General features: G+C 68.0%; 26 protein-coding genes and 1 tRNA gene. 16 read left to right on the top strand and 11 right to left on the bottom strand.

The window, feature by feature from the left end:
• The first annotated feature begins 7 nt into the window (after nucleotides 1–7).
• Nucleotides 8–496 carry an acyl-CoA thioesterase gene (locus tag ASF80_RS02925; protein ID WP_056307849.1) on the top strand — a complete coding sequence of 163 codons (489 nt, stop codon included), beginning with the start codon at nucleotides 8–10 and terminating at the stop codon, nucleotides 494–496.
• Between the two features lie 112 nt (nucleotides 497–608).
• Here the strand turns inward: ASF80_RS02925 and ASF80_RS02920 are convergent, their stop codons facing one another.
• Nucleotides 609–1,496, bottom strand: coding sequence for an acyl-CoA thioesterase (locus ASF80_RS02920; protein WP_056307846.1), 888 nt, complete (start codon nucleotides 1,494–1,496; stop codon nucleotides 609–611).
• Between the two features lie 51 nt (nucleotides 1,497–1,547).
• Here ASF80_RS02920 and ASF80_RS02915 point away from each other — a divergent pair, with 51 nt between their 5' ends.
• Nucleotides 1,548–2,213, top strand: a complete 666-nt coding sequence (locus ASF80_RS02915) for a hypothetical protein (RefSeq protein ID WP_056307844.1) — start codon at nucleotides 1,548–1,550, stop codon at nucleotides 2,211–2,213.
• A gap of 31 nt (nucleotides 2,214–2,244) precedes the next feature.
• Here ASF80_RS02915 and ASF80_RS02910 read toward each other — a convergent pair whose 3' ends face one another.
• From ASF80_RS02910 to pepN, 4 genes are all read right to left on the bottom strand, one after another.
• Nucleotides 2,245–3,903: an FAD-binding dehydrogenase gene (locus ASF80_RS02910; RefSeq protein WP_056307842.1), complete on the bottom strand. Its 1,659-nt coding sequence runs from the start codon at nucleotides 3,901–3,903 to the stop codon at nucleotides 2,245–2,247.
• Nucleotides 3,900–4,349, bottom strand: a complete 450-nt coding sequence (locus tag ASF80_RS02905; RefSeq protein WP_056307840.1) for a globin — start codon at nucleotides 4,347–4,349, stop codon at nucleotides 3,900–3,902. Before ASF80_RS02905 ends, ASF80_RS02910 begins: the two co-directional genes overlap by 4 nt.
• Nucleotides 4,346–5,419: a mechanosensitive ion channel family protein gene (locus ASF80_RS02900; protein WP_056307838.1), complete on the bottom strand. Its 1,074-nt coding sequence runs from the start codon at nucleotides 5,417–5,419 to the stop codon at nucleotides 4,346–4,348. Before ASF80_RS02900 ends, ASF80_RS02905 begins: the two co-directional genes overlap by 4 nt.
• A gap of 73 nt (nucleotides 5,420–5,492) precedes the next feature.
• On the bottom strand, nucleotides 5,493–8,045 hold the full coding sequence (gene pepN / locus ASF80_RS02895) for an aminopeptidase N (protein ID WP_056307836.1): 2,553 nt from the start codon (nucleotides 8,043–8,045) through the stop codon (nucleotides 5,493–5,495).
• 124 nt (nucleotides 8,046–8,169) lie between these two features.
• Here pepN and ASF80_RS02890 point away from each other — a divergent pair, with 124 nt between their 5' ends.
• Genes ASF80_RS02890 through ASF80_RS02870 form a run of 5 tightly spaced genes read left to right on the top strand, consistent with a single transcriptional unit; the run spans nucleotide 8,170 to nucleotide 13,035 of the window.
• The gene (locus tag ASF80_RS02890) at nucleotides 8,170–9,354 is read left to right on the top strand and encodes a ferrochelatase (RefSeq protein WP_056307834.1); all 1,185 of its coding nucleotides are present in this window, start codon (nucleotides 8,170–8,172) and stop codon (nucleotides 9,352–9,354) included.
• Nucleotides 9,355–9,391: 37 nt separating this feature from the next.
• Nucleotides 9,392–9,877 carry a ribose-5-phosphate isomerase gene (locus ASF80_RS02885; RefSeq protein ID WP_056307832.1) on the top strand — a complete coding sequence of 162 codons (486 nt, stop codon included), beginning with the start codon at nucleotides 9,392–9,394 and terminating at the stop codon, nucleotides 9,875–9,877.
• Nucleotide 9,878: 1 nt separating this feature from the next.
• Nucleotides 9,879–10,877, top strand: coding sequence for an Fpg/Nei family DNA glycosylase (locus tag ASF80_RS02880; RefSeq protein WP_056307830.1), 999 nt, complete (start codon nucleotides 9,879–9,881; stop codon nucleotides 10,875–10,877).
• A gap of 23 nt (nucleotides 10,878–10,900) precedes the next feature.
• Nucleotides 10,901–11,542 carry an FMN-binding negative transcriptional regulator gene (locus ASF80_RS02875; RefSeq protein WP_056307828.1) on the top strand — a complete coding sequence of 214 codons (642 nt, stop codon included), beginning with the start codon at nucleotides 10,901–10,903 and terminating at the stop codon, nucleotides 11,540–11,542.
• Complete coding sequence (locus ASF80_RS02870; protein WP_056307825.1) at nucleotides 11,539–13,035, top strand: amidohydrolase; 1,497 nt, start codon at nucleotides 11,539–11,541, stop codon at nucleotides 13,033–13,035. Before ASF80_RS02875 ends, ASF80_RS02870 begins: the two co-directional genes overlap by 4 nt.
• A 62-nt stretch (nucleotides 13,036–13,097) precedes the next feature.
• Here the strand turns inward: ASF80_RS02870 and ASF80_RS02865 are convergent, their stop codons facing one another.
• Nucleotides 13,098–13,583 (bottom strand): Dps family protein, encoded by a 486-nt coding sequence (locus ASF80_RS02865; protein WP_056307824.1) that lies wholly within the window; start codon nucleotides 13,581–13,583, stop codon nucleotides 13,098–13,100.
• A gap of 141 nt (nucleotides 13,584–13,724) precedes the next feature.
• Between ASF80_RS02865 and ASF80_RS02860 the strand changes: the two genes are divergently transcribed.
• From ASF80_RS02860 to ASF80_RS02850, 3 genes are all read left to right on the top strand, one after another.
• Complete coding sequence (locus tag ASF80_RS02860) at nucleotides 13,725–14,261, top strand: gamma carbonic anhydrase family protein (protein WP_056307822.1); 537 nt, start codon at nucleotides 13,725–13,727, stop codon at nucleotides 14,259–14,261.
• 29 nt (nucleotides 14,262–14,290) lie between these two features.
• Nucleotides 14,291–14,364, top strand: a tRNA-Ile gene (locus ASF80_RS02855).
• A 127-nt stretch (nucleotides 14,365–14,491) separates the two neighbouring features.
• Nucleotides 14,492–14,695: a DUF6458 family protein gene (locus tag ASF80_RS02850; protein WP_056307820.1), complete on the top strand. Its 204-nt coding sequence runs from the start codon at nucleotides 14,492–14,494 to the stop codon at nucleotides 14,693–14,695.
• A gap of 21 nt (nucleotides 14,696–14,716) precedes the next feature.
• Here the strand turns inward: ASF80_RS02850 and ASF80_RS02845 are convergent, their stop codons facing one another.
• From ASF80_RS02845 to ASF80_RS02835, 3 genes are all read right to left on the bottom strand, one after another.
• Complete coding sequence (locus tag ASF80_RS02845) at nucleotides 14,717–15,049, bottom strand: hypothetical protein (RefSeq protein ID WP_056307818.1); 333 nt, start codon at nucleotides 15,047–15,049, stop codon at nucleotides 14,717–14,719.
• Nucleotides 15,050–15,135: 86 nt separating this feature from the next.
• Nucleotides 15,136–16,071, bottom strand: coding sequence for a helix-turn-helix transcriptional regulator (locus tag ASF80_RS02840; RefSeq protein ID WP_056311693.1), 936 nt, complete (start codon nucleotides 16,069–16,071; stop codon nucleotides 15,136–15,138).
• Entirely contained in the window at nucleotides 16,052–16,804 is a 753-nt protein-coding gene (locus ASF80_RS02835) for an exonuclease domain-containing protein (RefSeq protein ID WP_056311691.1), read from the bottom strand. The genes ASF80_RS02840 and ASF80_RS02835 overlap by 20 nt, the downstream gene beginning before the upstream one ends.
• A gap of 80 nt (nucleotides 16,805–16,884) precedes the next feature.
• On the opposite strand from ASF80_RS02835, the gene ASF80_RS02830 reads away from it, so the two are divergent.
• The gene (locus tag ASF80_RS02830) at nucleotides 16,885–17,784 is read left to right on the top strand and encodes an alpha/beta fold hydrolase (protein ID WP_056307815.1); all 900 of its coding nucleotides are present in this window, start codon (nucleotides 16,885–16,887) and stop codon (nucleotides 17,782–17,784) included.
• On the opposite strand, the gene ASF80_RS02825 is transcribed toward ASF80_RS02830, so the two are convergent.
• A complete protein-coding gene (locus ASF80_RS02825) occupies nucleotides 17,756–18,229 on the bottom strand; it encodes an Lrp/AsnC family transcriptional regulator (protein ID WP_056307813.1) in 474 nt (157 codons plus the stop codon). The two genes, ASF80_RS02830 and ASF80_RS02825, sit on opposite strands and share 29 nt — an antisense overlap.
• A 168-nt stretch (nucleotides 18,230–18,397) precedes the next feature.
• Here ASF80_RS02825 and pdhA point away from each other — a divergent pair, with 168 nt between their 5' ends.
• Genes pdhA through ASF80_RS02810 form a run of 3 tightly spaced genes read left to right on the top strand, consistent with a single transcriptional unit; the run spans nucleotide 18,398 to nucleotide 21,875 of the window.
• Nucleotides 18,398–19,513, top strand: a complete 1,116-nt coding sequence (gene pdhA / locus ASF80_RS02820; protein WP_056311689.1) for a pyruvate dehydrogenase (acetyl-transferring) E1 component subunit alpha — start codon at nucleotides 18,398–18,400, stop codon at nucleotides 19,511–19,513.
• A 2-nt stretch (nucleotides 19,514–19,515) separates the two neighbouring features.
• Nucleotides 19,516–20,526, top strand: a complete 1,011-nt coding sequence (locus ASF80_RS02815) for an alpha-ketoacid dehydrogenase subunit beta (RefSeq protein ID WP_056307811.1) — start codon at nucleotides 19,516–19,518, stop codon at nucleotides 20,524–20,526.
• Entirely contained in the window at nucleotides 20,523–21,875 is a 1,353-nt protein-coding gene (locus tag ASF80_RS02810) for a dihydrolipoamide acetyltransferase family protein (RefSeq protein ID WP_056307809.1), read from the top strand. The genes ASF80_RS02815 and ASF80_RS02810 overlap by 4 nt, the downstream gene beginning before the upstream one ends.
• On the opposite strand, the gene ASF80_RS02805 is transcribed toward ASF80_RS02810, so the two are convergent.
• Nucleotides 21,868–22,461: a TetR/AcrR family transcriptional regulator gene (locus tag ASF80_RS02805; protein WP_056307808.1), complete on the bottom strand. Its 594-nt coding sequence runs from the start codon at nucleotides 22,459–22,461 to the stop codon at nucleotides 21,868–21,870. The genes ASF80_RS02810 and ASF80_RS02805 overlap by 8 nt on opposite strands.
• Before the next feature lie 113 nt (nucleotides 22,462–22,574).
• Between ASF80_RS02805 and ASF80_RS02800 the strand changes: the two genes are divergently transcribed.
• Both ASF80_RS02800 and ASF80_RS19215 read left to right on the top strand, forming a co-directional pair.
• Nucleotides 22,575–24,128, top strand: coding sequence for a carboxyl transferase domain-containing protein (locus ASF80_RS02800; RefSeq protein ID WP_056311686.1), 1,554 nt, complete (start codon nucleotides 22,575–22,577; stop codon nucleotides 24,126–24,128).
• 5 nt (nucleotides 24,129–24,133) lie between these two features.
• Nucleotides 24,134–24,650, top strand: a 517-nt coding sequence (locus ASF80_RS19215) for a biotin carboxylase N-terminal domain-containing protein (protein ID WP_321163952.1), incomplete at its 3' end; no start/stop codon positions are given.

Raw genomic sequence — 24,650 nt, 5'->3', positions numbered from 1 at the left:
GCCGACGATGTCCGACCTGACACCGGGGCCCCGCCTGCACATCCCGATCCACCTCCGTTGGGGCGATCTGGATGCGTTCAACCACGTCAACAACACCTCGATGCTCAAGCTGCTCGAGGAAGCACGCGTGCGCGCGTTCTGGCGTGCGGGCCCCGGTGAGCAGGCGCCGTCGACCGCGGTCCTCGACTCGGGGCTCGACGAGGGCATCCTGACGCTGATCGCGCGTCAGGAGATCGAGTACCTCGCCCCGGTGCCGTATCAGCGCCGTCCGCTCGAGGTGCAGATGTGGTTCGGCAAGCTCGGTGGCTCGAGCGTCGAGGTCTGCTACGAGGTGCACAATGACCCCGAGGCCGTGCCTCGCACGATCTACGCACGATCCACGGCGATCATCGTCCTCGTGGACGCCGCGACGGGGCGACCGACGCGTCTCACGCAGGAGATGCGTGATGCGTGGGAGTCGTTCGTCGGACCCTCGATCGAATACGCGCACCGCTGAGCGAACCGGTCGACCTGACCGACGCCCTGGTTCGGCCGACCTGCATCGTTTGTCAGCACTGAACCGACGGTACGACCGGATCGAGAGCGCCACCTGATCCCGTCGGGTGACGTCAGTCGTCCGACGGAACCCTGATCATGATCTCCTGTGCGACCGAGGCGACCAGCTCGCCGGCCTGCGAGTAGATCCGGCCCTGTGCGAGGCCGCGTCCGCCCCGGGCATTGGGCGACTCCTGCACGTACAGGAGCCACTCGTCGACACGAGCCGGTCGATGCCACCACATCGCGTGGTCGAGGCTCGCGACCTTCAGCCCGGGGAGAGCCCAGTACACGCCGTGCGCGCGCAGGATCGACTCCTGAATGGTCATGTCGCTCAGGTAGGCCAGAGCCGCACGATGAATGCGCTGATCGTCGGGCAGGGGAGCGCGCAGCCGCATCCATACGGCCTGCTGAGGAACGCGCGCGTCATCGCTCGGCAGGAACAGCGGTGAGTCGATGTGACGGACGTCGGCGGCTCGGTCGCTCAGCATCCGGGCGGTCCCCGGGGGCAGCCCCTCGACTCGCTGCTCGTCGGGCAGCAGGGAGTCCGGCGACGGTACGCCCTCAGGCATGGTCACAGCGTGCTCGACGCCGGGATCGTCGTCCTGGAACGACGCGATCATCGAGAAGATCGGGACGCCATTCTGATATGCCTGCGAGCGACGGGTCGAGAACGAACGACCATCGTGGATGCGGTCGACAGCGATGGTGATGCCCTGACCCGCGTCGCCGGGGCGCAGGAAGTACCCGTGCATCGAATGCACCGCTCGATCTTCGGGAAGAGTCCTCTCGGCGGCGAGCAGGCTCTGTGCGAGCACCTGTCCACCGTAGATCCGGCCCGACGGCATCGCGTGCGACGACCCTGTGAAGATGTCCTCGGTCGTACGGGCCTGCGTCGAGTCGAGATCCAGCACCTCCAGGAGCTGTTCGACGGTGCGGATCGCGTGTGCGTCGGCGGTCATGACTTCCTTCCCGTGACTGCGGATGCCGCTGGCGTTGCTAGTTTAGAGGGTGTGCCGCACCAGCTCCTTCTCGCCGATTCCGCCACGTCGAAAGACGTCCTGACCTTCCTCGGACGAGCGACGCGCATCTCCGACGAAGGCGTGCGGCTCCAGGCGGCGAACGGGGTTCTCGCACTGACAGGAGCCGCTCTCGCCACCCACGGTCTGTTCGATCAGACGCCGACCGTGCTCGCGATGCGCATCGTCCAGGTCGATCCCGAGCTCGAGTGCGACGTCGTGGTGGCATCGCTCAGCCCGACCGACGATGAGCGGGCGCTCACCTTCCCCGAGACGGGACTCTCGCCCGCGTGGGCAGGAGTCGCCCCGCCGCGAGGCCAGTGGCAGGCGACGTCGAGCCTCGCGGCATCCGTGATCGCCCAGCGGGCGCAATGGGGCATCAGCGCCGTCGCGCGAGGAGCGACGCCGGGGTCGGGAGAAGAAGCGGTCCGTGCGCTGCGCGCGGCGATCTGGGGTGAGCCCGATGACGATCTCGGAGGTCTGCCGCGAGGCGTGGCGTTCGCCGCGGACGCCTTCGGCTTCATCTCGGGTGAAGAGGATGTGCCCGTCATGACGTCAGGGCGATGGACGCGTCTCGCCTTCCGTCGCGGTCATGTCCTCGCCCGCGGTCCCGTCGCCTCCGGTCTCACAGCCGTGCGAGGCACCGGCGCGGCGGAATAGCACAGACCGACGCGGCGATCCGTCGATCGGATCAGCGCGCCGCAGCGCGGCCGGCCTGCCGACCCGAGAACAGACAGCCGCCCAGGAATGTGCCCTCGAGAGCGCGATACCCGTGGAGACCGCCACCGCCGAAGCCGCTCGCCTCACCGGCGGCGAACAGCCCCGGGATGGGCTCGCCGTCAGCGCCGAGCGCACGCCCGTCGAGATCGGTGTTGATCCCGCCGAGCGACTTCCTCGTGAGGACGTGCAGCTTGACGGCGACGAGAGGGCCCGCGGCTGGATCCTGCAGTCGGTGCGGCGCAGCGGTGCGGATCAGCTTGTCGCCCCGGTATCCCCGCATCGAGCGCAGCATCCCGATCTGCGCGTCCTTGGTGAACTCGTTGTCCATCTCCCTGTCACGGGCCACGACCTCACGACGGACGTGATCGATGTCGAGCGACTCTCCGCCCGGGTGGCGGCGCATCTGCTCCAGCAGGGACTCGAGGTCATTCTCGACGATGAAGTCCTCGCCCTCGTCGAGGAAGGCCTGCACCGGCCCTGTCGGCCCTTTGGCGAGTCTCGACTTGAGCAGCAGCCCGACGTCCTTGCCTGTCAGGTCGGGATTCTGCTCGCTGCCTGAGAGCGCGAACTCCTTCTCGATGATCTGGCGGGACGTCACGAACCACGAGTGGTCGTGCCCGGTCGTGCGCAGGTGGGCCAGGGTGCCCAGCGTGTCGAACCCGGGGAACAGCGGGACAGGCAGTCGCTTGCCCGTCGCATCGAGCCACAGAGAGGACGGCCCGGGGAGGATACGGATGCCGTGCGACGGCCACACCGGATCCCAGTTCTTGATGCCCTCGACGTAGTGCCACATGCGGTCGCCGTTGATGAGGCGGGCTCCAGCGGCCTCGGAGACGGCATGCATCGAGCCGTCGACGTACGCGGGCACTCCCGTCAGCATCTGCTCGGGCGGCACGCCCAGACTCGCCGGCCAGGCCGCACGGACGAGGTCGTGGTTGCCTCCGATGCCTCCGGACGAGATGATCGTCGCTCCCGCGGAGATCTCGAAGTCGCCGACGACCGCGCGCGAGGTCTCGACGCCCCGAGCGGCCGGGGTGGATTCGAGGATCGTGCCTCGCGCGCCGGTCACGGCCCCATCCGTGGTGACGAGTTCCGTCACCCGGTGGCGGGGGAGGATCGTGATGCGGCCCTCACGCTCGCCCTGCTCGACAGCCGCGGCGAACGGGGCGACGACCCCTGGGCCGGTGCCCCAGGTGATGTGGAAGCGCGGTACGGAGTTGCCGGGCCCGAGAGCGCCGTATCCGCCGCGTTCCGCCCAGCCGACCACCGGGAAGAAGGAGACGCCCCGTTCGCGCAGCCAGGCCCGCTTCTCGCCCGCCGCGAACTGCAGATAGGCCTCGGCCCAGCGTCGAGGCCAGTCGTCTTCGGGGCGGTCGAAGGCTGCGGTTCCGAACCAGTCCTGCGTGGCGAGAGCGAGCGAGTCGCGGATGCCCATGCGGCGCTGTTCGGGTGAGTCGATGAAGAACAGGCCGCCGAACGACCACCACGCCTGTCCGCCGAGGTTCGTGCGCGGCTCCTGATCGATCAGGATCACGCGACGGCCGGCATCCAGCGCCTCACCGGCGGCGACGAGCCCGGCGAGCCCCCATCCGATGACCAGGACGTCTGCAGACAGGGGCGTGTTCGTCATGTGCTCTCCGTTGATTCCTGACGTGATCGCGTCTCGAGCGTGGGGCGCCCGGCGGCGGAGGTGCCGATGCCTGACGGCTCGAATGTGTTCACCATGGCATAAGCGGCGCGCTCGAGATAGTCCCACAGCGTGGATTCGTGGAGCGGCGACAACTGTGCTTCGTCCACCGCGGTCCGCATGTGACGAAGCCACCGATCGCGGGCGTCGGGATCGACATGGAAGGGCATGTGACGCATCCGCAGACGCGGATGGCCGCGCGTCTCGCCGTAGGTCGTCGGGCCGCCCCAGTACTGCTCGAGGAACATCAGCAGGCGCTCTTCGGCGGGGCCGAGGTCCTCCTCGGGATACATCGGCTTCAGGACCGGATCAAGTGCCACCTCGCGGTAGAACACCGACACGATCTTCGCGAACGTCTCGCGACCGCCGACCTCGTCGTAGAAGGTCACTTCTGGGGGCTCCCGTCGTCATTCGTCTTCTTGCGTCGCCAGATCCCGCGGTCCGGGATGACGGGTACGCCCGTGACGGCGTTCGGACGCGTCTTGGGCGGATTTGCGCCGCGCACCCGACGAGCGCCGTCGAGCCCGGTGGGGATCACGGTGGTCATGCTCGGGAACGAGATCTCGTTCTCGAGGAGGGCGGCGCGCAGACGCTTGCGCAGCTCCTGCGCGACGTCATCCTTCGCATTCGCTCGGGCTTTGATGACCAGTCGGACGACGAGAGCGTCGCCGTCGATCGACTCGAGGCCCCACAGCTCCGGCTTCTCGATGATGCGCGTGCGCCACTTCGGGTCCTTCGAGAGGTTCAGCGCGGTGTCGAGCATGATCTTCTCGACGTTCTCGAGGTCCGAATCCACCGGCACGCCGAGATCGATGATCGCGCGAGCCCAGCCCTGCGACATGTTGCCGATGCGGGTGACCTCGCCGTTGCGCACATACCAGAGCGTTCCGTTCACGTCTCGGACCTGGGTGATGCGCACGCTGACGTACTCGACCACACCGGACGCGAGGCCGAGATCGACGACGTCGCCGATGCCGATCTGATCCTCCGCGACGATGAACATCCCGTTCAACACGTCCTTGACGATGTTCTGCGCACCGAAACCGAGGCCGGCGCCGACGGCTGCCGTCAGCAGGGTGAGCGAGCCGAGGAGCGTCGGAGCGAGGTGATTGACGACGAGGACGATTGCGATCACCACGAGCATCACGTTGACGATGTTCTGCAGGATCGTCCCGAGAGTTCGCGTGCGCTGGACCAGGCGCATGTCGGCCAGAGGCGACCGTTCGAGGGCCTGCGTGTCGTCGACGGCGGCCTTGTTCTTGGCGCTGTCGACGATGCGATGCACTATGCGGCGGATGACGACGCGGAGCACCAACGCGATCAGGACACATCCCGCGATGATCGCGACGACGCCGAGAGCTTGGAGGCCGATGTCACGGAGCACGGTGACAATGCCCATCCACCAGTCGGGGAGCGTGATCTCGGCGGGATCGGGGGTGACTTCGATTGGCTGCATCATCCCCTACAGAGTAGCGATCAGGCCTCTGCGCGGGCTGGACGCACCGCGCAGAGGCCTGATCGGGAGACGGGTCTCAGTCCTCGGCGTCGCGGGACTGTGCAGCGAGTGCGCGCTCGACGTCAGCCAGGTTCTCGAGCACGAGGCGACGCAGCGCAGGAGCGGCGTCCTGGTGAGCCGAGAGCCACGCCCGCGTGGAGTCGCGGAGCTCGACGTCAGCGATCGCGGTCGGGAACAGACCGACGATCAGGTACTGGGCGATCTGGTACGTGCGCGACTCCCAGATCGGGATCAGCATGTCGAAGTACGCAGGGACGAACGCGCGCAGCGACTCGGCCCCCGCGGGGTGCACGAACCCGAGGGCCGCGGAGCGAACGATCGTGTTCGGAGCGTCGTCGCGCTCGATCAGCGACGCCCAGCCGGCCTTCTTCGATGCGGCGTCCGGAAGTGCGGCGCGGGCCTGAGCGGCGAACTCGCCGCCCTTCGCGGTGTTGTCGGACGAAAGGGCAGCGTCGATGGATGCGGCATCGGTGGCACCGATGGTGGCGAGACCGACGAGGAGCTGCCAATTGAGGTCGGCGTCGATCTCGAGCCCGGGGAGAGTCTCCTCACCCGACCGCAGTCGACCGATGATGCCGGCGTGATCCGGCGTGACCAGCGCGTTGGCGAAGGCCGTGACGAACTGCAGCTGGCGGTCGCTGCCGAACTCGGCGGCCTCGGCGAGCGCCCAGAGACCGTCTGCCACCTTCTGACGCGCCGCGAGACGCGTCTCGGGAGTGACGTACAGGGTCGCCGCAGTGCGGAGCTGGGCGAGCGTCGTGCGCACCGTGGTCGACTCGGTCTCGCGACCGATGTTGCCGAGCACGAGATCGATGTAGTCGGTCGCGGCGGTTTCGGCATCGCGCGTCTGGTCCCAGGCCGCACCCCAGACGAGGGAACGGGCGAGAGGATCGCTGATGTCCGCGAGGTGCGCGATCGCCGTGGCGAGCGAGCGCTCGTCGAGGCGGATCTTCGCGTAGGCGAGGTCGTTGTCGTTGAGCAGGACGAGGTCGGGGCGCGCGATGCCGTGCAGCTCCGGCACCTCGGTGCGGTCGCCGTCGACGTCGACCTCGGCATAGTGGCTGCGCACCAGCGCGCCGTCGGTGAGGTTGTAGAAGCCGATGCCCAGGCGGTGCGGACGGATCGTCGGGTAGTCGGCCGGCGCGGTCTGCGTGACGGCGAAGCGCGAGATCGTTCCGTCCGAGTCCTCGGCGATGACCGGCTCCAGCGTGTTGACGCCGGCGGTCTCGAGCCACTTCTTCGACCAGGTGCTGAGGTCGCGGCCGCTGGTCGCCTCGAGCTCGACGAGCAGGTCGCTCAGCTCGGTATTGCCCCAGGAGTGCTTCTTGAAGTACTGCGAGACGCCGGCGAAGAACTCCTCGATGCCCACCCACGCGGCGAGCTGCTTGAGGACCGAGCCGCCCTTCGCATAGGTGATGCCGTCGAAGTTGACCTGCACGTCTTCGAGGTCGTTGATCACCGCGGTGATCGGGTGCGTCGACGGCAGCTGGTCCTGGCGGTACGCCCAGGTCTTCTCCATCGCGTTGAACGTCGTCCACGCCTCGGTCCACTCGGTGGCCTCGGCGGTCGCGATCGTGGATGCCCACTCGGCGAACGACTCGTTCAGCCAGAGGTCGTTCCACCACTTCATGGTGACCAGGTCACCGAACCACATGTGCGCGAGCTCGTGGAGGATCGTGACGACTCGACGCTCCTTGACGGCGTCGGTGACCTTGCTGCGGAACACATACGTCTCGGTGAACGTCACGGCGCCCGCGTTCTCCATGGCGCCCGCGTTGAACTCGGGGACGAAGAGCTGGTCGTACTTGGCGAAGGGGTAGGGAACGTCGAACTTGGACTCGTAGTAGGCGAAGCCCTCACGCGTCTTGTCGAAGATGTAGTCGGCATCGAGGTGCTGCCACAGGCTCTTGCGACCGTAGACGCCGAGAGGGATCACGCGGCCGGACGCACTGGTGAGCTCCGAGAACGTGGACTCGTAGGGGCCGGCGACGAGGGCGGTGATGTACGAGGAGATCCGAGGGGTGGGCTCGAATCCCCACGTGGCGACGGTGTCGTCGTCGTGCACGATCGGCTCGGGAGTGGGCGAGTTCGAGACGACCTTCCAGGAGGCCGGTGCCGTCACCGTGAACTGGAACGTGGCCTTGAGGTCGGGCTGCTCGAACACCGCGAAGACACGCCGGGAATCGGGGACCTCGAACTGCGAGTAGAGGTAGACCTCGCCGTCGACCGGGTCGACGAATCGGTGCAGGCCTTCGCCGGTGTTCGTGTACTCGCAGTCGGCGTCGACGACGAGGACGTTCTCGGCCTGCAGGCCGGAGAGCGCGATGCGCGAGTCGGCGAAGACCTCGTCGGGATCGAGCTGCTCGCCGTTCAGCGAGATCTCGCGGACCTCGCGGGCGATCAGATCGATGAAGGTGAAGCTCTCCGGCGTCGCGGTGAAGCGCACGACGCTGCGGGAGCCGAAGACCTCGGCACCCTTCGTCAGGTCGAGCGAGACCTCGTACGACTGGGTGTCGACGACGTCGCGGCGCTCCTGCGCTTCGATGCGGGTGAGGTTCTCTCCAGGCACAGCGGTACTCCCAGGGGTGAGGGGATGCTGCCGCAACCCAGCGCAGTTGGCGCCCACGGCAACCATGACAGCCTACGCCAGCACGGCGGCCTGTCTCACTCTCCGAAGGTGAAAGGATGGGGAGGTGACCGCGATCGAGCCGAACACCGTCCCCTTTGCCTCTGCTGCCGCCGCCTCCGGTGCCCCTTATATGACGACGCCCGTCGCGTATGACGGCATCCTCCTCGCCGGGTTCGGAGGGCCCGAGGGCCAGGACGACGTCATCCCCTTCCTCCGCAACGTGACGCGAGGTCGAGGAATCCCCGACGAGCGCCTCGAAGAGGTCGCCCACCACTACCGCCACTTCGGCGGGGTCAGCCCGATCAACGGGCAGAACCGCATCCTCAAAGAGGCTCTCGAGGGCGAACTCGCGCGACGCGGGATCGATCTTCCCGTCTACTGGGGCAACCGCAACTGGAGCCCCTACCTCGAAGAGGTCGTGACGGAGGCTGCGGCCGACGGCAAGACGACGCTCCTCGCGTTCGCCACCAGCGCGTACAGCTCCTTCTCCAGCTGCCGTCAGTACCGGGAGGACTTCGCGCGCGTCCTCGAGGACACGAAGCTCGGTGAGACGGTGACGATCGACAAGATCCGTCCGTTCTACGACCACCCCGGGTTCGTCGAGTCCTTCGAGACCGGCGTGCGGGAAGCCGTCGAGACGTTCCTCGCCGAGGGCATCGCCGCCGCGGACATCCAGATCCTCTTCTCCACCCACAGCATCCCGACCGCCGACGCCGAGCGCTCGGGCGCCAGGGACATCGACTGGGGAGAGGGCGGAGCCTATGCCGCGCAGCACCTCGCCGTCGCCGCCTGGGTCATGGATCGGGTGCGCGCAAGCATTCCCGCGGCCGCGGACGTCTCATGGGAGCTCGTCTATCAGTCGCGCTCCGGCCCCGCTTCGCAGCCGTGGCTCGAGCCCGACGTGTGCGACGTGATCGGTGAACTGCCGGAGCGTGGCCGGAAAGCCGTCGCCGTGGTTCCGGTCGGATTCATGAGCGACCACATGGAGGTCCTGTGGGACCTCGACACCGAGGCCGCGGAGGCTGCAGAAGAGGCGGGGCTCGCGTTCACGCGGACGCCGACCCCTGGCGTCGCCCCGTCATTCGTGTCGGGCATCGTGGATCTGATCATCGAGCGTCTCGAGGGACGACCGAACGAGGAGCGACCGCACGTCACCGCGCTTCCCGGCGCCTTCGACGTGTGCCGCCCAGGATGCTGCGAGAACGTGCGAGCGGGGTTCAAGCCGGCTGCGGCCGGTGTCGCCCCGTGAGCACCCGCTGACGCTCGGCGCTTCTAGGATGGATGCCATGCGCATCCATATCGCCACCGATCACGCCGGTCTCGACTTCTCCACGCAGCTGCAGGATCACCTGCGCGGTGCAGGTCACGAGGTCGTGGATCACGGGCCTGTGGAATACCACGCCGTCGACGATTACCCCGCCTTCTGCATCCGCGCGGCGCAGGCCGTGGTCGCCGATCAGGAGTCCGGGATCGACACGCTCGGCGTGGTCTTCGGAGGATCGGGCAACGGCGAGCAGATCGCCGCGAACAAGGTCGAGGGCATCCGCGCAGCTCTGGTGTGGAACACCTCGACGGCCGAGCTCGCCCGCGAGCACAACGATGCCAACGTGATCTCGATCGGAGCGCGTCAGCACACGTTCGACGAGGTCACCTCCTTCATCGACACCTTCATCTCGACGCCGTTCTCGCACGACGAGCGCCACGTCCGCCGCATCGGTCAGATCGCAGACTTCGAGCGCGACGGCTCCCTCCTTCCGGACCCGCGAGCCTGACATGCCCGAGGGACATTCCGTCCACCGCATCGCGCGCCAGTTCGAGCGGAACTTCGTCGGCAAAGCGATGAGCGCATCGAGCCCTCAGGGGCGATTCGCCGAAGGCGCGGCCGTGCTCGACGGACGTGAGGCGCTCAGCGTTCAGGCCGTCGGCAAGCAGATGTTCCTCGAGGCGGAGGGCGACCTCTGGCTGAGGGTCCATCTCGGCCTCTACGGGGCATGGGACTTCGCCGGGGAGATCCTGGTCGACCCGACGATCGCGTCCGCGAACGGGCGCATGGGGCAGACCAACCAGCGGGGCACCGTCGTCGACGACGAGATCCTCGACGATGCGGGGGAGAACTCCCTCGCATCGATCGGCGCACCGCGGCGCACGCGAGTGCACGTGCGGATGTCCGAGCAGACCAAGGGTCTCGCCGACGAGGGACTGGAGTGGCCGCCTCCGATCGTGGGTCAGGTGCGACTGCGCCTGATGACCGACATCACGGCCGCCGACCTGCGAGGGCCGACCGCGTGCGTGCTTCAGACTCCGGAGGAGATGCTGGCCAGCGTCGCCAAGTTGGGCCCGGATCCTCTCGTGGGCGATCCGGCGCAGAACGAGGAACGCTTCGTGCGGGCAGTGCGCAAGAAGCAGACCGTGATCGCCCTTCTGCTCATGGACCAGGCGGTGGTGAGCGGCATCGGCAACGTGTACCGCGCGGAGATGCTCTTCCGTCAGCGGTTGAACCCCCACACGCCGGGGCGCGATGTGCCGGAGGACGTCGTGCGCGCGCTGTGGCACGACTGGGTGGGCCTGCTCGCGATCGGAGTCGAGACCGGTCAGATGATGACCATGGACGATCTCTCGCCCGATCAGTATCGCGCGGCGATGGCGAGCCGCGACGACCGTCATTGGGTCTATCACCGGGCAGGTCTCCCGTGCCGCGTCTGCGGCACGGAGATCGCACTCGAGGAGATCGGTGCGCGCAAGCTGTACTGGTGTCCGCGCTGCCAGGCGTGAGCCGGCGGCCATAGGCTGGGACGATGCGTCAGAACCCCAGCTTCACGCTCGCGGATGTCGCCGAGATCCGGCGAGTCATCGATGCGAACCCATGGACGACGATCGTGAGCAACGGTCCGGACGGACTCGTGTCATCGCACTATGTGGCTCTGCTCGACGACGATCACGACGACCTGACGATCGTCGGACATGTCGGCCGGCCAGACGACCTGATCCACGGGATGGGGGAGCGGGAGCTCCTCGTCGTCTTCCAGGGGCCGCACGGCTACATCTCGCCGGGCTGGTACGGCGATGTCCAGGCTGTGCCGACCTGGAACTACACCGCGGTGCACCTGGCGGGGGTCCCCGAGATCCTCACCGACGAGGAGAACCTCGCAGTGCTCGATCGACTCGTCGACCGGTTCGAGGGTCGGATGCCCGACCCTCGGGGCATGTGGGCGCGCCCGAACGACCCGGCTTTCGTGTCACGACTCGCTGCGGGGACGGTCGGTTTCCGGCTCACCCCCACCCGCGTGGTCGCCAAGCGCAAGCTCAGCCAGAACAAGCCGGTCGAGACGGTCGACACCGTGATCGCGGAACTCGAGGGCGACGGCCCGTACGCACAGCCTGAACTGGCCGCGGAGATGAGGCGTGCCCAGCAGGCCCGCGCAGGAGGAACCAGGTGAGCAGCGTCGGAGCCCGCGTCGGGACGATCACGGGCGTGCGGATCGCCGGTCCCGGCCAGGAGTTCCTGGTCGACGACGAACCGGTCGACATCTTCATCGACGGCGGCCGCATCAGCGACATCGCTCCCACCGGCGCGATGACCCTGCAGGGAGAGGTGCTCGACGGGCGCGGCGCCTGGGCGGTGCCGGGCCTGTGGGACAACCACGTGCACACCGTGCAGTGGGCACTCGCGACCGAGCGGGTCGCTCTGGGCGGAGCGGCGTCGGCGGCGGAGGCAGCGGCGATCATGTCCGCATCCGCGCCGTTGCCGGACGGCCGCAAGGTCGGCAGCGGATTCCGAGACGCCATGTGGCCGGATGTGCCGACCCTCGCGCTCCTCGACGGCGCCACAGGGTCGATACCCACGTATCTGATCAATGCCGACGTGCACAGCACGTGGCTCAACTCCGCGGCGCTGTCACTCGAAGGCTTCACGAGCTCGGATGGGATGCTGCGCGAGCAGGATGCGTTCGAGATCTCCCGCAGGCTCAACGCCGTCGACCCCGATCGTGGCGACATCGCCGTGCGGGCGGCAGGGGAGCGGGCAGCATCCCGCGGCGTCACCGGCCTCGTCGACTTCGACATGGCATGGAACGCCGATGCCTGGCCGCGGCGGGTGGCGGCGGGCTTCGCCTCTCATCGCGTCGAGTTCGCTGTCTATCCGTTCGATCTGACCCGCGCCATCGCGGCGGGTCTGCGGAGCGGGGAACTCCACGAGGCGCCGGACGCGCCGGAGGCCGGACGCGGTCTGGTGCACGTCGGACCGCTGAAGATCATCAGCGACGGATCCCTGGGGACGCGGACCGCGGCGTGCTCGCACTCCTACCCTGGCGATCCCGAGAACTTCGGAGTGCTCACGGTCCCGCCCGCAGAACTCACCGAGCTGCTCACAGTCGCCACGGGAGCCGGGCTATCGGTCGCCGTGCACGCGATCGGGGATCGTGCGGTCACCGGCGCTCTCGATGCCTTCACCGTGTCGGGGGCCGTGGGCACGATCGAGCATGCTCAGCTCGTGAGGCATGCGGATCTCGCCCGCTTCGGCCGGCTCGGAGTGATCGCCAGCGTGCAGCCGCAGCATGCTCTCGACGACCGCGATCTCGTCGGGAAGCACTGGGCGGGGCAGACGTCGATCGGGTACCCCCTCGGTGCCCTGCGCGACGCGGGAGTGGAGCTGAGGTTCGGCTCGGATGCCCCCGTCGCTCCCCTCGACCCGTGGCAGGCGATCGCCGCGGCCGTGACGCGCACCGATGACGACCGCGACCCGTGGCACCCCGAAGAGAGGCTGACGCGTGAGCAGGCCCTTCAGGCGAGTGTGCGCACGGCTCTCCGACCGGGAGAGCTCGCTGACATCGTGCTGTGCGGGTTCGACCCGCTGACCGCGTCGGGCAGCGACCTGCGGGGCATGCCGATCATCGCGACGATGGTCGCCGGTCGTGTCACGCACGGAGCCTGACATCCAGCACGAATGAGAGAGGGCACCGGGAGAACCCGGTGCCCTCTCTCATGAGGTGCTGCTTACGCGGCGATGTGCGACACGAGGAACCAACGGTCCTTCTCGAGTCCGCGCATCACCTCGATGGCGACGTCCTGGCTGGTGAGGTCGACCTCGTCGAGACCGTCGATCGCGGCCTTCACGTCGACGAGGATCGCGTCGATGTCGGAGATGACGGCGCGGACGAGCTCGTCGGACTGCGTGAAGCCTGCGGGGACCGAGGTCGCGCTGCCCTTCGCGGCCACGGCGCTGATGCGCGCGTCGATCGGGAGGCCCAGGGCGACGATGCGCTCTGCTGCGGTGTCTGCGAAGTCACCGGCGTGGGCGACGATGGTGTCGAGCAGCTCGTGGACACCGACGAAGTTCGCACCGCGGACGTGCCAGTGCGCCTGCTTGCCGTTGACCGTGAGCGCCTGAAGTCCGAGGACGACGGGCGAAAGGAACTGTGCCGCTGCAGCTGCCACGGTCGGGTCGCTGGCGGTGGTGGAAACGGTCTGTACCTTGCTCATCTTCGGCTCCTCTGAAGTGCTCTTCTCGTACCTGATGAAGACAACGCTACTCACTTGAAAACATTCCGCAAGCAAGCGAAGGCTCGGCTTAGTGCCCCGGAATCACGCGGAAATCGGGGGAGGTGAGGGTAGTCTCGCCTCATGAGCATCGCTGCCGGATCCTCCGTTCTCGTACTCCCCGGGAAGACTCCCTCGATCGACGGAGATGCGTTCGTCGCAGACGGCGCACGTATCGTCGGCGACGTCTCGCTGGCTGCGGGAGCGAGCGTCTGGTACAACGCCGTGCTCCGCGGTGATTCGGCGGGCATCGTGATCGGCGCCGGGAGCAACGTGCAGGACAACGTGTCGGTCCATGTCGACTCCGGACATCCCGTCGCCGTCGGCGCGAAGGTCTCGATCGGCCACAATGCCGTGGTCCACGGGTGCACGATCGGAGACGGAACGCTCATCGGCATGGGAGCCGTGATCCTCAGCGGCGCGATCATCGGTGCGGGATGCCTCATCGCCGGCGGCGCTGTCGTGCTCGGGGGAACCGAGGTGCCCGACGGCTCGCTCGTGGCCGGGGTGCCTGCGAAGGTGCGGCGGACGCTCAGCGACGAGGAACGCGCAGGACTGATCGCGAACGCGGACATCTACCTGGGGCACCTGCAGACCCACGCCGAGGCCACGCCGATCTGACCGAGGTCGACCGGTAGGCTGGTGCTCACGGGGCGGTGGCCAAGCTGGTTAAGGCAGTGGGCTCATAACCCAACGATCGCGGGTTCAAGTCCCGCCCGCCCTACTTCCGCAGTCCTCTCGCTCGCCGCTCTGTCGCTGACGTTCGAACGAGCGTGCGCGAAGCCCCAGGGGTGACGCTCGAGGCGTGCCATGGCTATCCTCAGGATGTCCGCCACTCTTCAGGAGGCATCATGACAATCGGTACCGGAATCGCGCTGTTCGTGATCGGGGCGATCCTCGCGTTCGCCGTGCACGTGCAGATCCCATGGATCGACCTCAACATGGTCGGATACATCCTGATGGCCGCGGGTGTGCTCGGCGTCATCATCGGTGTGATCATACTGATCGTGCGCCGCGGGCGCACCGGTGGATCGGTCGACGACCGGGTCCTCTGACGCGCCGGACTCCTCCGCCGGTCAGCGCGGGGCGACTCCTGCGAGCTGCTCCGACGGCTCGAGGAGCTCGTCGACGAGCATGATCCCGCCGCTCGAGTTCGCCGAGTGCGCCAGATCCTCGATCCACCGACGGCTCAGCTCGGGAGCCTCGGCCTCATCGAAGACGAATCGGAGAGGGATGGACGGGTGCAACCACACGGTCGAGCGCCCCTCGGACTGGCCGTCCTGGTGCTTCCACGTCAGAGTGAAGCTCTCGTTGCGGCGCAATTTGGTGGCCACGACGACCTTGAGGTGGGCGAGCGCACGATCTTCGATCTGGATCGGCTCCGAGGCGCCGTAATAGAGGGAACCCATACCTCGGAATCTACGATGCGCGAAGGAACGGATCCGTCAGGACCGCCCCGGCGCGCGAACCATGCGAACACTCTGTTCGCGCGATGTCATCGACGGTGCGTCGCCGCCGTCACGGAGGGAAGTACGCCGAAGCTCTCCCGGTAGGCGACCGCGAACCGGGACGGATGTGAGAACCCCCACTTGCGGGCGACGGCCGCGACGGTGCTCGGGGCTCCGGAGCGGAGATCACGGTGGGCGCCGTCGAGGCGCGCCCGCTTGAGACACTCGGCCGGGGTCGTGTCGAGCGCGCGTCGGAACGCGTACTGCAGCCCGCGGGTCGAGATGTGGACCGCCGACGCGACGTCGTCGACGGTGATGGGGCGATGCGCGTTCTCGGCGATGAAGTCCAGGGCTCGGCGCACTGTCGCCGGCGCGGGGGTCGTCTGAGTGGGCCGATGCCTGTGCAGCTGGCCCGTCGTCGAGAACGTGGCCAGCGTGGTCGCTGCGGCATGCCGAGCGAGTTCGTTCCTGAGCACCGCGTCGCCGTCGCCGTCGTCGAGGGAGTCGACGCTCTGCTCGAGGTAGGAGAACATGCGATCCCAGGCGGCGGCGGCGTGAGCCGATCGCGGCGAGAGGTCGGTCACGTGCAGCGACAGCGTGTCGTCTCCGCTGATCTGCTGGGCGAGTCTCTGCAGGGAGGCGCGTTCGAAGATGAGCGCGGTGACCCTGGCTCCGCGTTCCCATTTCGCGTGCACGCGAGGCCCGTCGGACAGCCAGGGGCGACTCGCGTCGAGCTCGGATCTGTCGGAGCGCACCTGGGCATCGGGACCCTCCACGCGGCAGGCGAGGAGCTGATCTTCGGGTTCTGCCGTCGACCGCACTTCGGCGGCGAGGTCGTATCGGACCAGAGTCACCGCACCGAGGTCGGCGGACTGCCAGTCGAAGTAGAAGCGATGGGGATCCACGTCGTGCAGGACTGCCGAGGGCACGAACTGCTTCCAGGTGCGCTCGACGCGTGCGACATCACCCGTTCGGAACCGCATCCGCATTCACCCCCTCGGAGGTGCGGCGGGCACGAACCGGCCAGGTGCCGTCGAGGCGATCGTCGGGATCGAGGCGACCGATGCGGATGAAGTACTCCGTGAGGCTCGCAGCCTGAGAACGCGCCCATCCCACCTGCCGCGTATGGAGTTCCTCGAGCGTCTCGGGCAGCGTGAACTGGCGGGCGAGGGCCTGGGCCACACGGCCCGCCGCGACGGCATCGGCCGCAGCCTCGTGCGCGTCCTCGAGCTGCACCGCGTAGAGCGCGGCGACCACCTGGAGCGTTCGCTTGCCCGGACGGTAGCGGTCGTAGGCCTTGTCGATGACGAGCGGGTCGATGATCGGCGAGGGGTTCTCGAGAGGGGTGATCCCGTGTCTGCGGGCCTCATGCGCCAGGAGGGAGAAGTCGTACGCGGCGTTGTACGCGACCACCGGAACGCCCTGCGACAGCAGCGAACGCAGAGCAGACGTCACTTCGGCGACGACCTCGCCGACGGGACGCCCGAGTCGGCGAGCGTGCTCGGTCGTCACGCCGTGCACTGCCGTCGCACCCTCGGGGATCGCGATGCCCGGATCTGCGAGCCAGTCGCGCGCAGCGATCTCTCGGCCTTCTGCATCGAGCAATCCCACGTGAGCCGTCACGACGCGATCGTTCTCGACGTCGACGCCCGTCGTCTCGAGGTCGAACACGCCCACGCGAGTGATCCAGTGCGGGAGTGGAGGAGCCGGCGGCATGATTTCACCGTAGATCCGGGTACGGACATCCGGGTGGAGCCACACGGGGAGCATCCATTCGGCGACCCTAGAATCGGAGTATGACCGTGCTCTCGCCCTACGCCGACCGCCTGCAACGCCTGGCGGTCGAGCGCCGCGAGGTGGAGGTGCGTGGGGGGACCACGGCCTACTGGGAGTACGGCCCTGCGGATGCCGAGGTCACCGTGATCGCCGTCCACGGCTTCCGCGGTGAGCACCACGGCCTCGAGTCCGTCCTCGCGTTCCTGCCGGAGGCGCGCGTGATCGCGCCGGACCTGCCCGGATTCGGCGAGACCGATCCCGTGCCGGGGCGCACGTACGACCTGGCGGAGTATGTCGCGTGGCTCACGGAGTTCGCCGCAGCGGTCGCGCCCGGTGCGGTCATCCTCGGACACTCGTTCGGATCGATCGTCACCTCGGCAGCGGTCGCGAGCGGCCTCGAGACCCCGCGCCTCATCCTGATCAACCCGATCGGCGCTCCGGCGCTCGAAGGGCCGAAGGGCATCATGACCCGTCTCGCGGTCCTGTACTACGCCCTGGGGGCCCGGCTGCCCGAGAAGCTGGGAACCGCGCTGCTGCGCAACCGTCTCATCGTCAGGGTGATGAGCGTGACGATGGCCAAGACGTCCGACCGTGAACTCCGCCGGTTCATCCACGACCAGCACGACACCTACTTCTCGCGCTTCGCGGACCGTGATGTGCTCCGTGACGCGTTCGTCGCGAGCGTCTCACACGATGTGAGCGAGTTCGCTTCCGCGATCGACGTGCCCACGCTGCTGATCGCCGCGCAGCGCGACGACATCACGCCGATCGAGGTGGAACGCGAACTGGTGAAGCGCTTCGATGACGGGACGCTGGTGGAGATCGCGCACGTCGGACATCTGATCCACTACGAGACGCCCGCCGAAGCGGCAGGCGCCATCCGCCGCTTCCTCAGGATTCCCGCCGCGCGAGGCCGATGAGTCCGGCGACCCGGAACGGGATGACCTCGCCCATCGCGAGCGACGTCTCGGTGCGTTCGACGCCGTCGATCGACAGGATCCGGGCATCCGTGTCGAACAGGTGCCGTGCGTCGCGGCAGGCGACTCGCGCGAGCAGGTCGATCGAGCCGCTGAGCCCGTGGGCCTGCACGACCTCCGGGATGCGCGCGAGCTCGTTGATGATGCGAGGCAGCTCGGTCTGACGGACCCCGATGCTGACGAATGCTTGCAGCGGGAAGCCGAGGACATCGGTGGAGAACGAGCGCTCGTACGACATGAACACGCCGGTCTGCTCCAGTCGCGCCATGCGGGCCTGGATCGTGTTGCGTGAGAGCCCGAGATTCTCCGCCAGAGCGACGATCGTGACTCGCGGGTCATCGGCGAGAGCTGCGAGAAGTTCCAGATCGATGCGGTCAAGTCCAGCCATAGTGCCAAACCATAGCAGGGGTGCACGGCCTCGAATTGGGCAACATGCTCAAGACGATCACGGTTGCTTGAGCGAGGTGTTGAGCAGACGTACGCTCGAGTGAACCGGCGAAGATGCCGGGGCCGCGCGTAGAACCCGTGACGACGGCCACTGATGAGGAGGACGATGATGTCACCGCAGATCACCCCGATCGCCGACACCGCACAGGATCTCGAACTCGCAGAGCGCATCCTCACCCCCGATGGCACGCGCATCGCGAACCACCAGCTCGACGCGTTCATCACCGACGTCGATGCGGCATCACTGCGGGCGCTCCACAGGGACATGATCATCCTCCGGCGGATCGACGCCGAGGGCGTCGCACTCCAGCGGCAGGGACAGTTGGGACTCTGGGCGCCGTGCCAGGGCCAGGAGGCGACGCAGATCGGAACCGCCCGGGCGCTCGCGCCCCAGGACTACGTCTTCCCGAGCTACCGGGAGACCGGTGTGATCTACGCGCGCGGCGCGAAGCCCGGCGACTACGTGCGCATGTGGCGAGGCGAGGAGGGCGCGGGGCACGACCCGGCCGCACTGCGGGTCGCTCCGCTGCAGATCATCATCGGCGCACAGACTCTGCACGCCGTGGGCTACGCGCTCGGCATCCGCCACGAAGGAGCCGACGAGGTCGCCGTCACTTACTTCGGCGACGGGGCGACGAGCCAGGGAGACGTCAACGAGGCGATGATCTTCGCCTCGTCCTATCAGGCGCCCGTGGTCTTCGTGTGCCAGAACAACCACTGGGCCATCTCGGAGCCCGTGTCGGTGCAGTCGCAGTATCCGATCGCCGGCCGCGCTCCCGGATTCGGGATCCCGAGCCTCCGGGTCGACGGCAACGACGTCCTCGCCTGCATGGCCGCGATGCGGTGGGCGCTCGCGCATGCCCGCTCGGGCAAGGGGCCCGCCTACATCGAGGCCGTGACGTACCGCATGGGGCCGCACACGACGGCCGATGATCCGACTCGCTACCGCAAGGAGGACGAGCTCGACGCCTGGCGTCGTCGTGATCCGATCATCCGACTGGAAGCGCACCTGCGTGCGATCGGCGAGCTGAGCGACGAGCAGGTCGCGGAGACGCAGGCAGCCGCCGATGTCGTCGCCAGGGAGATGCGTGCGGAGTGCCTCGGCATGGTCACGCGTCCTCCGCTCGCCGTGTTCGACGGCGTCTATGCCGAGCCGCATACCGCTCTCGAGCGGCAGCGCGGCGAGTACGCCGCCTACCTCGCGTCGTTCGAAGGCGAGGTATGACCATGACGGAGCTCACTCTCGGAAAGGCCTTGGGGGCGGGCCTGCGCCAGGCGATGCGCGACGACGAGAAGGTCGTCCTGCTCGGCGAGGACATCGGGAAGCTCGGCGGCGTCTTCCGCATCACCGATGGGCTGCTCGACGAGTTCGGCGCTTCGCGAGTCATCGACACGCCTCTCGCGGAGTCCGGCATCGTCGGCACGGCGGTCGGACTCGCGTTCCGGGGCTACCGCCCTGTCGTCGAGATCCAGTTCGACGGCTTCGTCTATCCCGCCTTCGACCAGATCGTCGCGCAGGTCGCGAAGCTCCACTATCGCACTCAGGGGCGTGTGAAGATGCCGATCACCATCCGCATCCCGTGGGCAGGCGGCATCGGCGCGGCAGAGCATCACTCCGAGTCGCCCGAGGTGTACTTCGTGCATACGGCGGGTCTCCGCGTGATCGCGGTGTCGAATCCCGAAGACGCCTATCGGAGCCTGCGCCAGGCGATCGCCTCCGACGACCCGGTGATCTTCTTCGAGCCGAAGCGGCTGTATCACCACAAGGGCGACGTCGACCTCGACGCACCGCTGGCGGATGCCGCGCCCATGGGCCTCGCGCGCGTGGTCCGATCCGGCACGGATGCCACCCTGATCTCGTACGGCGCCATGGTCACCACAGCTCTGCAGGCCGCAGAGGCAGCTGAGGACGAGGGGATCTCGCTCGAGGTCATCGACCTGCGTTCGCTCTCGCCCGTCGACTACGACACGGTCGCGGCCTCGGTCCGGAAGACGGGACGCGTGGTTGTCGCTCACGAGGCTTCGCGCGAGGCCGGGGTGGCGGCAGAGGTCATCGCGAGCATCACGGAGTTCTGCTTCGAGTACCTCGAATCCGCACCTCTCCGGGTGACGGGCCACGACGTGCCGTACCCGCCCGCGAAGCTAGAGAAGTATCACCTGCCGGATCTCGATCGTCTGCTGGATGCGGTCGATCGGGTGCTCGATCGGCCGAACAGCCTGACGGGAGCGGACGCATGATCGCCGAATTCCGTCTTCCCGACCTGGGGGAAGGGCTGGCCGAGGCCGAGGTGGTCCAGTGGCTGGTCGCTCCCGGCGATACGGTCGCGCTGAATCAGACCCTCGCCGAGGTCGAGACCGCGAAAGCCGTGGTCGAGCTGCCGTCGCCGTACGAGGGTGTCGTCTCGACACTGCACGCGGAGGCGGGGGAGACCGTCGCCGTCGGCTCGCCCTTGATCGCCTTCGACGTGGAGGGAGCCGAGGAGTCGCCCGTCGCGACTTCACCTGGAGAGGAGAAGGCGCAGCCCAACCTCGTCGGGTACGGCGCTGCGCCGTCGGCATCCGGACGCCCGGCTCGGCGCGCTCGGCGCGCGGGAGGGGCGACGCCGGTCACGGACACCGCGGTGCTCGAAGCGGCACCGCACGACGCATCGCCGGCCGTGAGCGTGGAGACGGTCGTCGAACGTCCCCGCTCGACTCCGCCCGTGCGGGCCTACGCGAAGCGCCTGGGGATCGATCTCGTCCTCGTCGCGGCAGCGGTGGGGGATCGCCGCATCACACGCGACGACATCGACGAGCATGCGGCGCGTGTCGGCATCCGTGCCGAAGAGACCGCGGCACCGAGAAGTGCCCCGCTCCCGGACACCGCGGCTGCGCTGCACGAGGGCGTTCGCGAGACCCGGATCCCGATCCGCGGGGTTCGCAAGCACACCGCGGCCGCGATGGTCGAGAGCGCATTCACGGCGCCGCACGTGACGGTGTTCCACACGGTGGATGTCACCGCGACGATGGACCTCCTCGCTTCGCTCAAGGAGGATCGCGGTCTGTCGGCGCACAGGATCGGCCCGCTCGCGGTGGTCGCGAAGGCCGTGTGCCTGGCGTTGACACGGACGCCGGGGCTGAATGCCCGGTGGGATGAGCCTGCGGGAGAGATCGTCCAGTACCACTACGTCGATCTCGGGATCGCAGCGGCCACCGAACGGGGGCTCATCGTGCCGAACATCCGCGACGCCGAGCTGCTCACCCTCGTCGGCCTCGCAGACGCGCTGAAGGCACTCGCCGAGACCGCGCGGTCTGGGAAGACCTCGCCGGCGGAGCTGTCGGGCGGCACGTTCTCGATCTCGAACATCGGGGTGTTCGGAATCGACGCCGGCACGCCGATCCTCCCGCCGGGGCAGTCCGGCATCCTCGCGGTCGGCGCGGTCAGGCGTCAGCCGTGGGAGCACCGCGGCGAGATCGCGCTGCGCCAGATGATGACCCTCAGCCTGTCGTTCGACCACCGTCTCGTCGACGGTGCGGAAGGAGCTCGGTTCCTCAAGGACGTTGCCGACGTGCTCGAAGAACCGGGGCGGGCGATGCTGCTCAGATAGTCGCGCGCAGCGCCGACTCCGCCATCGCGGCGAGCACTGTCGCGGTGGCGGATCGCTGGCGGGCAGCGGCGCGCGTGCTGTGCGGGGTCGAGTTGATGAGGCCGAAGCACGCCTGCACGCGCAGACGCAGCTCGTCAGCGTCGGCATCGACGAGCGGGGCCAGCGTGCTGATCCACAGCTCGATGTAGGCGCGCTGCAGACGCCGCACCTCGGCGTGATCGCGGGCATCGAGTTGCGCGACCTCCCTGTCGTGCACGCGGATCACGTCGGCATGGCCGAGGGCGAAGTCCACGTGGAAGGCGACCAGCGCGCGCATCCGCTCTTCCGGCGTCGCGCCTTCGGCCGCCACCCTGGTTCCGCCGGCGACGAGGTCGTCGCTCACCTTGACGAGAACCGCGCCGAGCAGAGCCTGTTTTCCCGCGAAGTGGCGGTAGACGGCGGGGCCGGACACGCCCACGGCGGTGCCGATGTCCTCGAGGCTCACGCCGTTGTACCCGCTGTCGGCGAAGAGCCTCGCGGCCTCGCGGAGGATCGCGTCGGAGCGCTCTGCCTTGGCGCGATCTCGCGCGGTGACGGGGCTTGTCATCTCAGTTAATCCTCGCTAACCTGATGCAATCGGTTAGTGAACACTAACCGAGAACGCATCGAGTGCGCCAGAGCGAAGTGGCCGGCGCCACGTGGGTCGAGGAGGACAACACGATGCCCGCAACCCAGCAGTCCCTCGCTGCCGAACTGCACCACCGGCTGAAGATCGTCGCGCAGGGTGGGCCGGAGGCCTCTCGCGAGCGTCATGTCGCGCGAGGAAAGCTCCTGCCGCGCGAGCGCGTGACCCGTCTTCTCGATGAGGGAAGCCCCTTCGTCGAGGTCGCTCCGCTGGCTGCCGACGGCCTGTACGGGGGCGAGGCGCCCGCAGCGGGCGTCATCGCCGGCATCGGTCTCGTGCACGGGAGGCACGTCATGGTCGTCTGCAACGATGCGACGGTCAAGGGCGGCACCTATTACCCGCTGACGGTGAAGAAGCACCTGCGTGCGCAGGAGATAGCCCTGGAGAATCGCCTGCCGTGCCTGTACCTGGTGGACTCGGGCGGGGCCTTCCTCCCCAAGCAGGATGAGGTGTTCCCCGATCGCGAGCACTTCGGTCGGATCTTCTTCAACCAGGCGCGGATGTCGGCAGAGCGCATCCCGCAGCTCGCAGCGGTCCTCGGCTCGTGCACGGCCGGTGGGGCGTATGTCCCGGCGATGAGCGACGAGACGGTGATCGTCCGCGATCAGGGCACGATCTTCCTCGGCGGCCCGCCTCTCGTGAAGGCGGCGATCGGCGAGGTCGTGTCCGCAGAGGAGCTCGGGGGCGGCGAGCTCCATGCCCGCCGCAGCGGCGTCGTCGATCACCTCGCGGAGGACGACGAGCATGCCCTCGAGATCCTGCGGGACATCGTCGCCACACTCCCCGCCCCGCCTCAGGCCGCCTGGGAGGTGCACGACAGCCGGGCCCCTGCCGAGCTCGGATCGCTGTACGACGTCGTCCCGGTCGACGTCAACGCGGCATACGACGTGCACCTCGTCATCGATCGGCTCATCGACGCCGACAGCTTCCGCGAGTTCAAGGCGGAGTACGGGAAGACCCTGGTCACGGGATTCGCCAGGCTCCACGGCCACCCGGTCGGGATCGTCGCGAACAACGGCGTCCTCTTCAGCGAATCGGCGCTCAAGGGCGCGCACTTCATCGAACTCTGCGACCAACGCGGCATCCCGCTGCTGTTCCTGCAGAACATCACGGGTTTCATGGTCGGCTCGGATGCCGAGGCCGGCGGGATCGCCAAGGACGGCGCGAAGATGGTGACGGCTGTGGCGAGCACTCGAGTGCCCAAGCTCACCGTGATCATCGGCGGCTCCTTCGGTGCGGGCAACTACTCGATGTGCGGCAGGGCCTACTCTCCGAGATTCCTCTGGACGTGGCCGGCCAGCCGCATCTCCGTGATGGGCGGGGCGCAGGCCGCCTCCGTGCTCTCCACCGTCAAGTCCGACCAGCTCGCCGCTCGGGGTGAGGACTGGAGCACCGACGAACGAGAATCGTTCGAGACCCCCATCCGCGACCAGTACGAGACGCAGGGCGAGCCCTACTATGCGACCGCACGTCTCTGGGATGACGGCATCATCGATCCCGCCGAGACCCGCGACCTCCTCGGCCTCGCTCTCGACGTGGTCGCCCGCAGCCCACTGCCCGAACCGCGTTTCGGCCTCTTCCGGATGTGATGGCCATGACGTTCCAGAACACTCACACGTTCGATACAGTCCTCGTCGCGAACAGAGGCGAGATCGCACGCCGGATCATCCGGACGCTCCGAGAACTCGGCATCCGCAGCATCGCCGTCTACAGCGACGCTGACGCGGATGCACCTCACGTGCGGGAGGCCGACGACGCGGTGCGGATCGGGGCGGCTCCCGCAGCGGAGTCCTACCTCGACATCGACTCCGTGATCGGCGCCGCACGCGCCGCCGGCGCTCAGGCGATCCACCCCGGCTACGGCTTCCTCTCGGAGAGCGTCGGGCTCGCCGAAGCGTGCGCGGAGAGCGGGATCGTCTTCATCGGCCCGTCGGTCGACGCGCTGCAGATCATGGGCGACAAGGCCAAGGCGCGCGATCACGTGGTGCGATCCGGTGTGCCGGTCGTTCCCGGGTTCGATGCCCGCGGTCTGTCGGATGCGGAGATCGCCGAAGAAGCGGTCGCCGTCGGATTCCCGCTGCTGGTCAAGCCGAGCGCAGGAGGAGGCGGCA

The sequence above is a fragment of the Microbacterium sp. Leaf159 genome (genome assembly GCF_001423615.1).
In the GTDB taxonomy this organism is placed as follows: Bacteria; Actinomycetota; Actinomycetes; order Actinomycetales; family Microbacteriaceae; genus Microbacterium.
The sequence above is the reverse complement of the archived record's forward strand: the minus strand, read 5'-3'. Positions and strand labels throughout refer to the sequence as shown.

What these genes read in the sequence shown, in the direction of transcription:
- ASF80_RS02925 (WP_056307849.1), top strand. Translation starts at nt 8, where the DNA reads ATGTCCGACCTGACACCGGGGCCCCGCCTGCACATCCCGATCCACCTC.
- ASF80_RS02920 (WP_056307846.1), bottom strand. Translation starts at nt 1,496, where the DNA reads ATGACCGCCGACGCACACGCGATCCGCACCGTCGAACAGCTCCTGGAG.
- ASF80_RS02910 (WP_056307842.1), bottom strand. Translation starts at nt 3,903, where the DNA reads ATGACGAACACGCCCCTGTCTGCAGACGTCCTGGTCATCGGATGGGGG.
- ASF80_RS02900 (WP_056307838.1), bottom strand. Translation starts at nt 5,419, where the DNA reads ATGATGCAGCCAATCGAAGTCACCCCCGATCCCGCCGAGATCACGCTC.
- ASF80_RS02885 (WP_056307832.1), top strand. Translation starts at nt 9,392, where the DNA reads ATGCGCATCCATATCGCCACCGATCACGCCGGTCTCGACTTCTCCACG.
- ASF80_RS02880 (WP_056307830.1), top strand. Translation starts at nt 9,879, where the DNA reads ATGCCCGAGGGACATTCCGTCCACCGCATCGCGCGCCAGTTCGAGCGG.
- ASF80_RS02875 (WP_056307828.1), top strand. Translation starts at nt 10,901, where the DNA reads ATGCGTCAGAACCCCAGCTTCACGCTCGCGGATGTCGCCGAGATCCGG.
- ASF80_RS02865 (WP_056307824.1), bottom strand. Translation starts at nt 13,583, where the DNA reads ATGAGCAAGGTACAGACCGTTTCCACCACCGCCAGCGACCCGACCGTG.
- ASF80_RS02860 (WP_056307822.1), top strand. Translation starts at nt 13,725, where the DNA reads ATGAGCATCGCTGCCGGATCCTCCGTTCTCGTACTCCCCGGGAAGACT.
- ASF80_RS02850 (WP_056307820.1), top strand. Translation starts at nt 14,492, where the DNA reads ATGACAATCGGTACCGGAATCGCGCTGTTCGTGATCGGGGCGATCCTC.
- ASF80_RS02845 (WP_056307818.1), bottom strand. Translation starts at nt 15,049, where the DNA reads ATGGGTTCCCTCTATTACGGCGCCTCGGAGCCGATCCAGATCGAAGAT.
- ASF80_RS02840 (WP_056311693.1), bottom strand. Translation starts at nt 16,071, where the DNA reads ATGCGGTTCCGAACGGGTGATGTCGCACGCGTCGAGCGCACCTGGAAG.
- ASF80_RS02835 (WP_056311691.1), bottom strand. Translation starts at nt 16,804, where the DNA reads ATGCCGCCGGCTCCTCCACTCCCGCACTGGATCACTCGCGTGGGCGTG.
- ASF80_RS02830 (WP_056307815.1), top strand. Translation starts at nt 16,885, where the DNA reads ATGACCGTGCTCTCGCCCTACGCCGACCGCCTGCAACGCCTGGCGGTC.
- ASF80_RS02825 (WP_056307813.1), bottom strand. Translation starts at nt 18,229, where the DNA reads ATGGCTGGACTTGACCGCATCGATCTGGAACTTCTCGCAGCTCTCGCC.
- pdhA (WP_056311689.1), top strand. Translation starts at nt 18,398, where the DNA reads ATGTCACCGCAGATCACCCCGATCGCCGACACCGCACAGGATCTCGAA.
- ASF80_RS02815 (WP_056307811.1), top strand. Translation starts at nt 19,516, where the DNA reads ATGACGGAGCTCACTCTCGGAAAGGCCTTGGGGGCGGGCCTGCGCCAG.
- ASF80_RS02810 (WP_056307809.1), top strand. Translation starts at nt 20,523, where the DNA reads ATGATCGCCGAATTCCGTCTTCCCGACCTGGGGGAAGGGCTGGCCGAG.
- ASF80_RS02805 (WP_056307808.1), bottom strand. Translation starts at nt 22,461, where the DNA reads ATGACAAGCCCCGTCACCGCGCGAGATCGCGCCAAGGCAGAGCGCTCC.
- ASF80_RS02800 (WP_056311686.1), top strand. Translation starts at nt 22,575, where the DNA reads ATGCCCGCAACCCAGCAGTCCCTCGCTGCCGAACTGCACCACCGGCTG.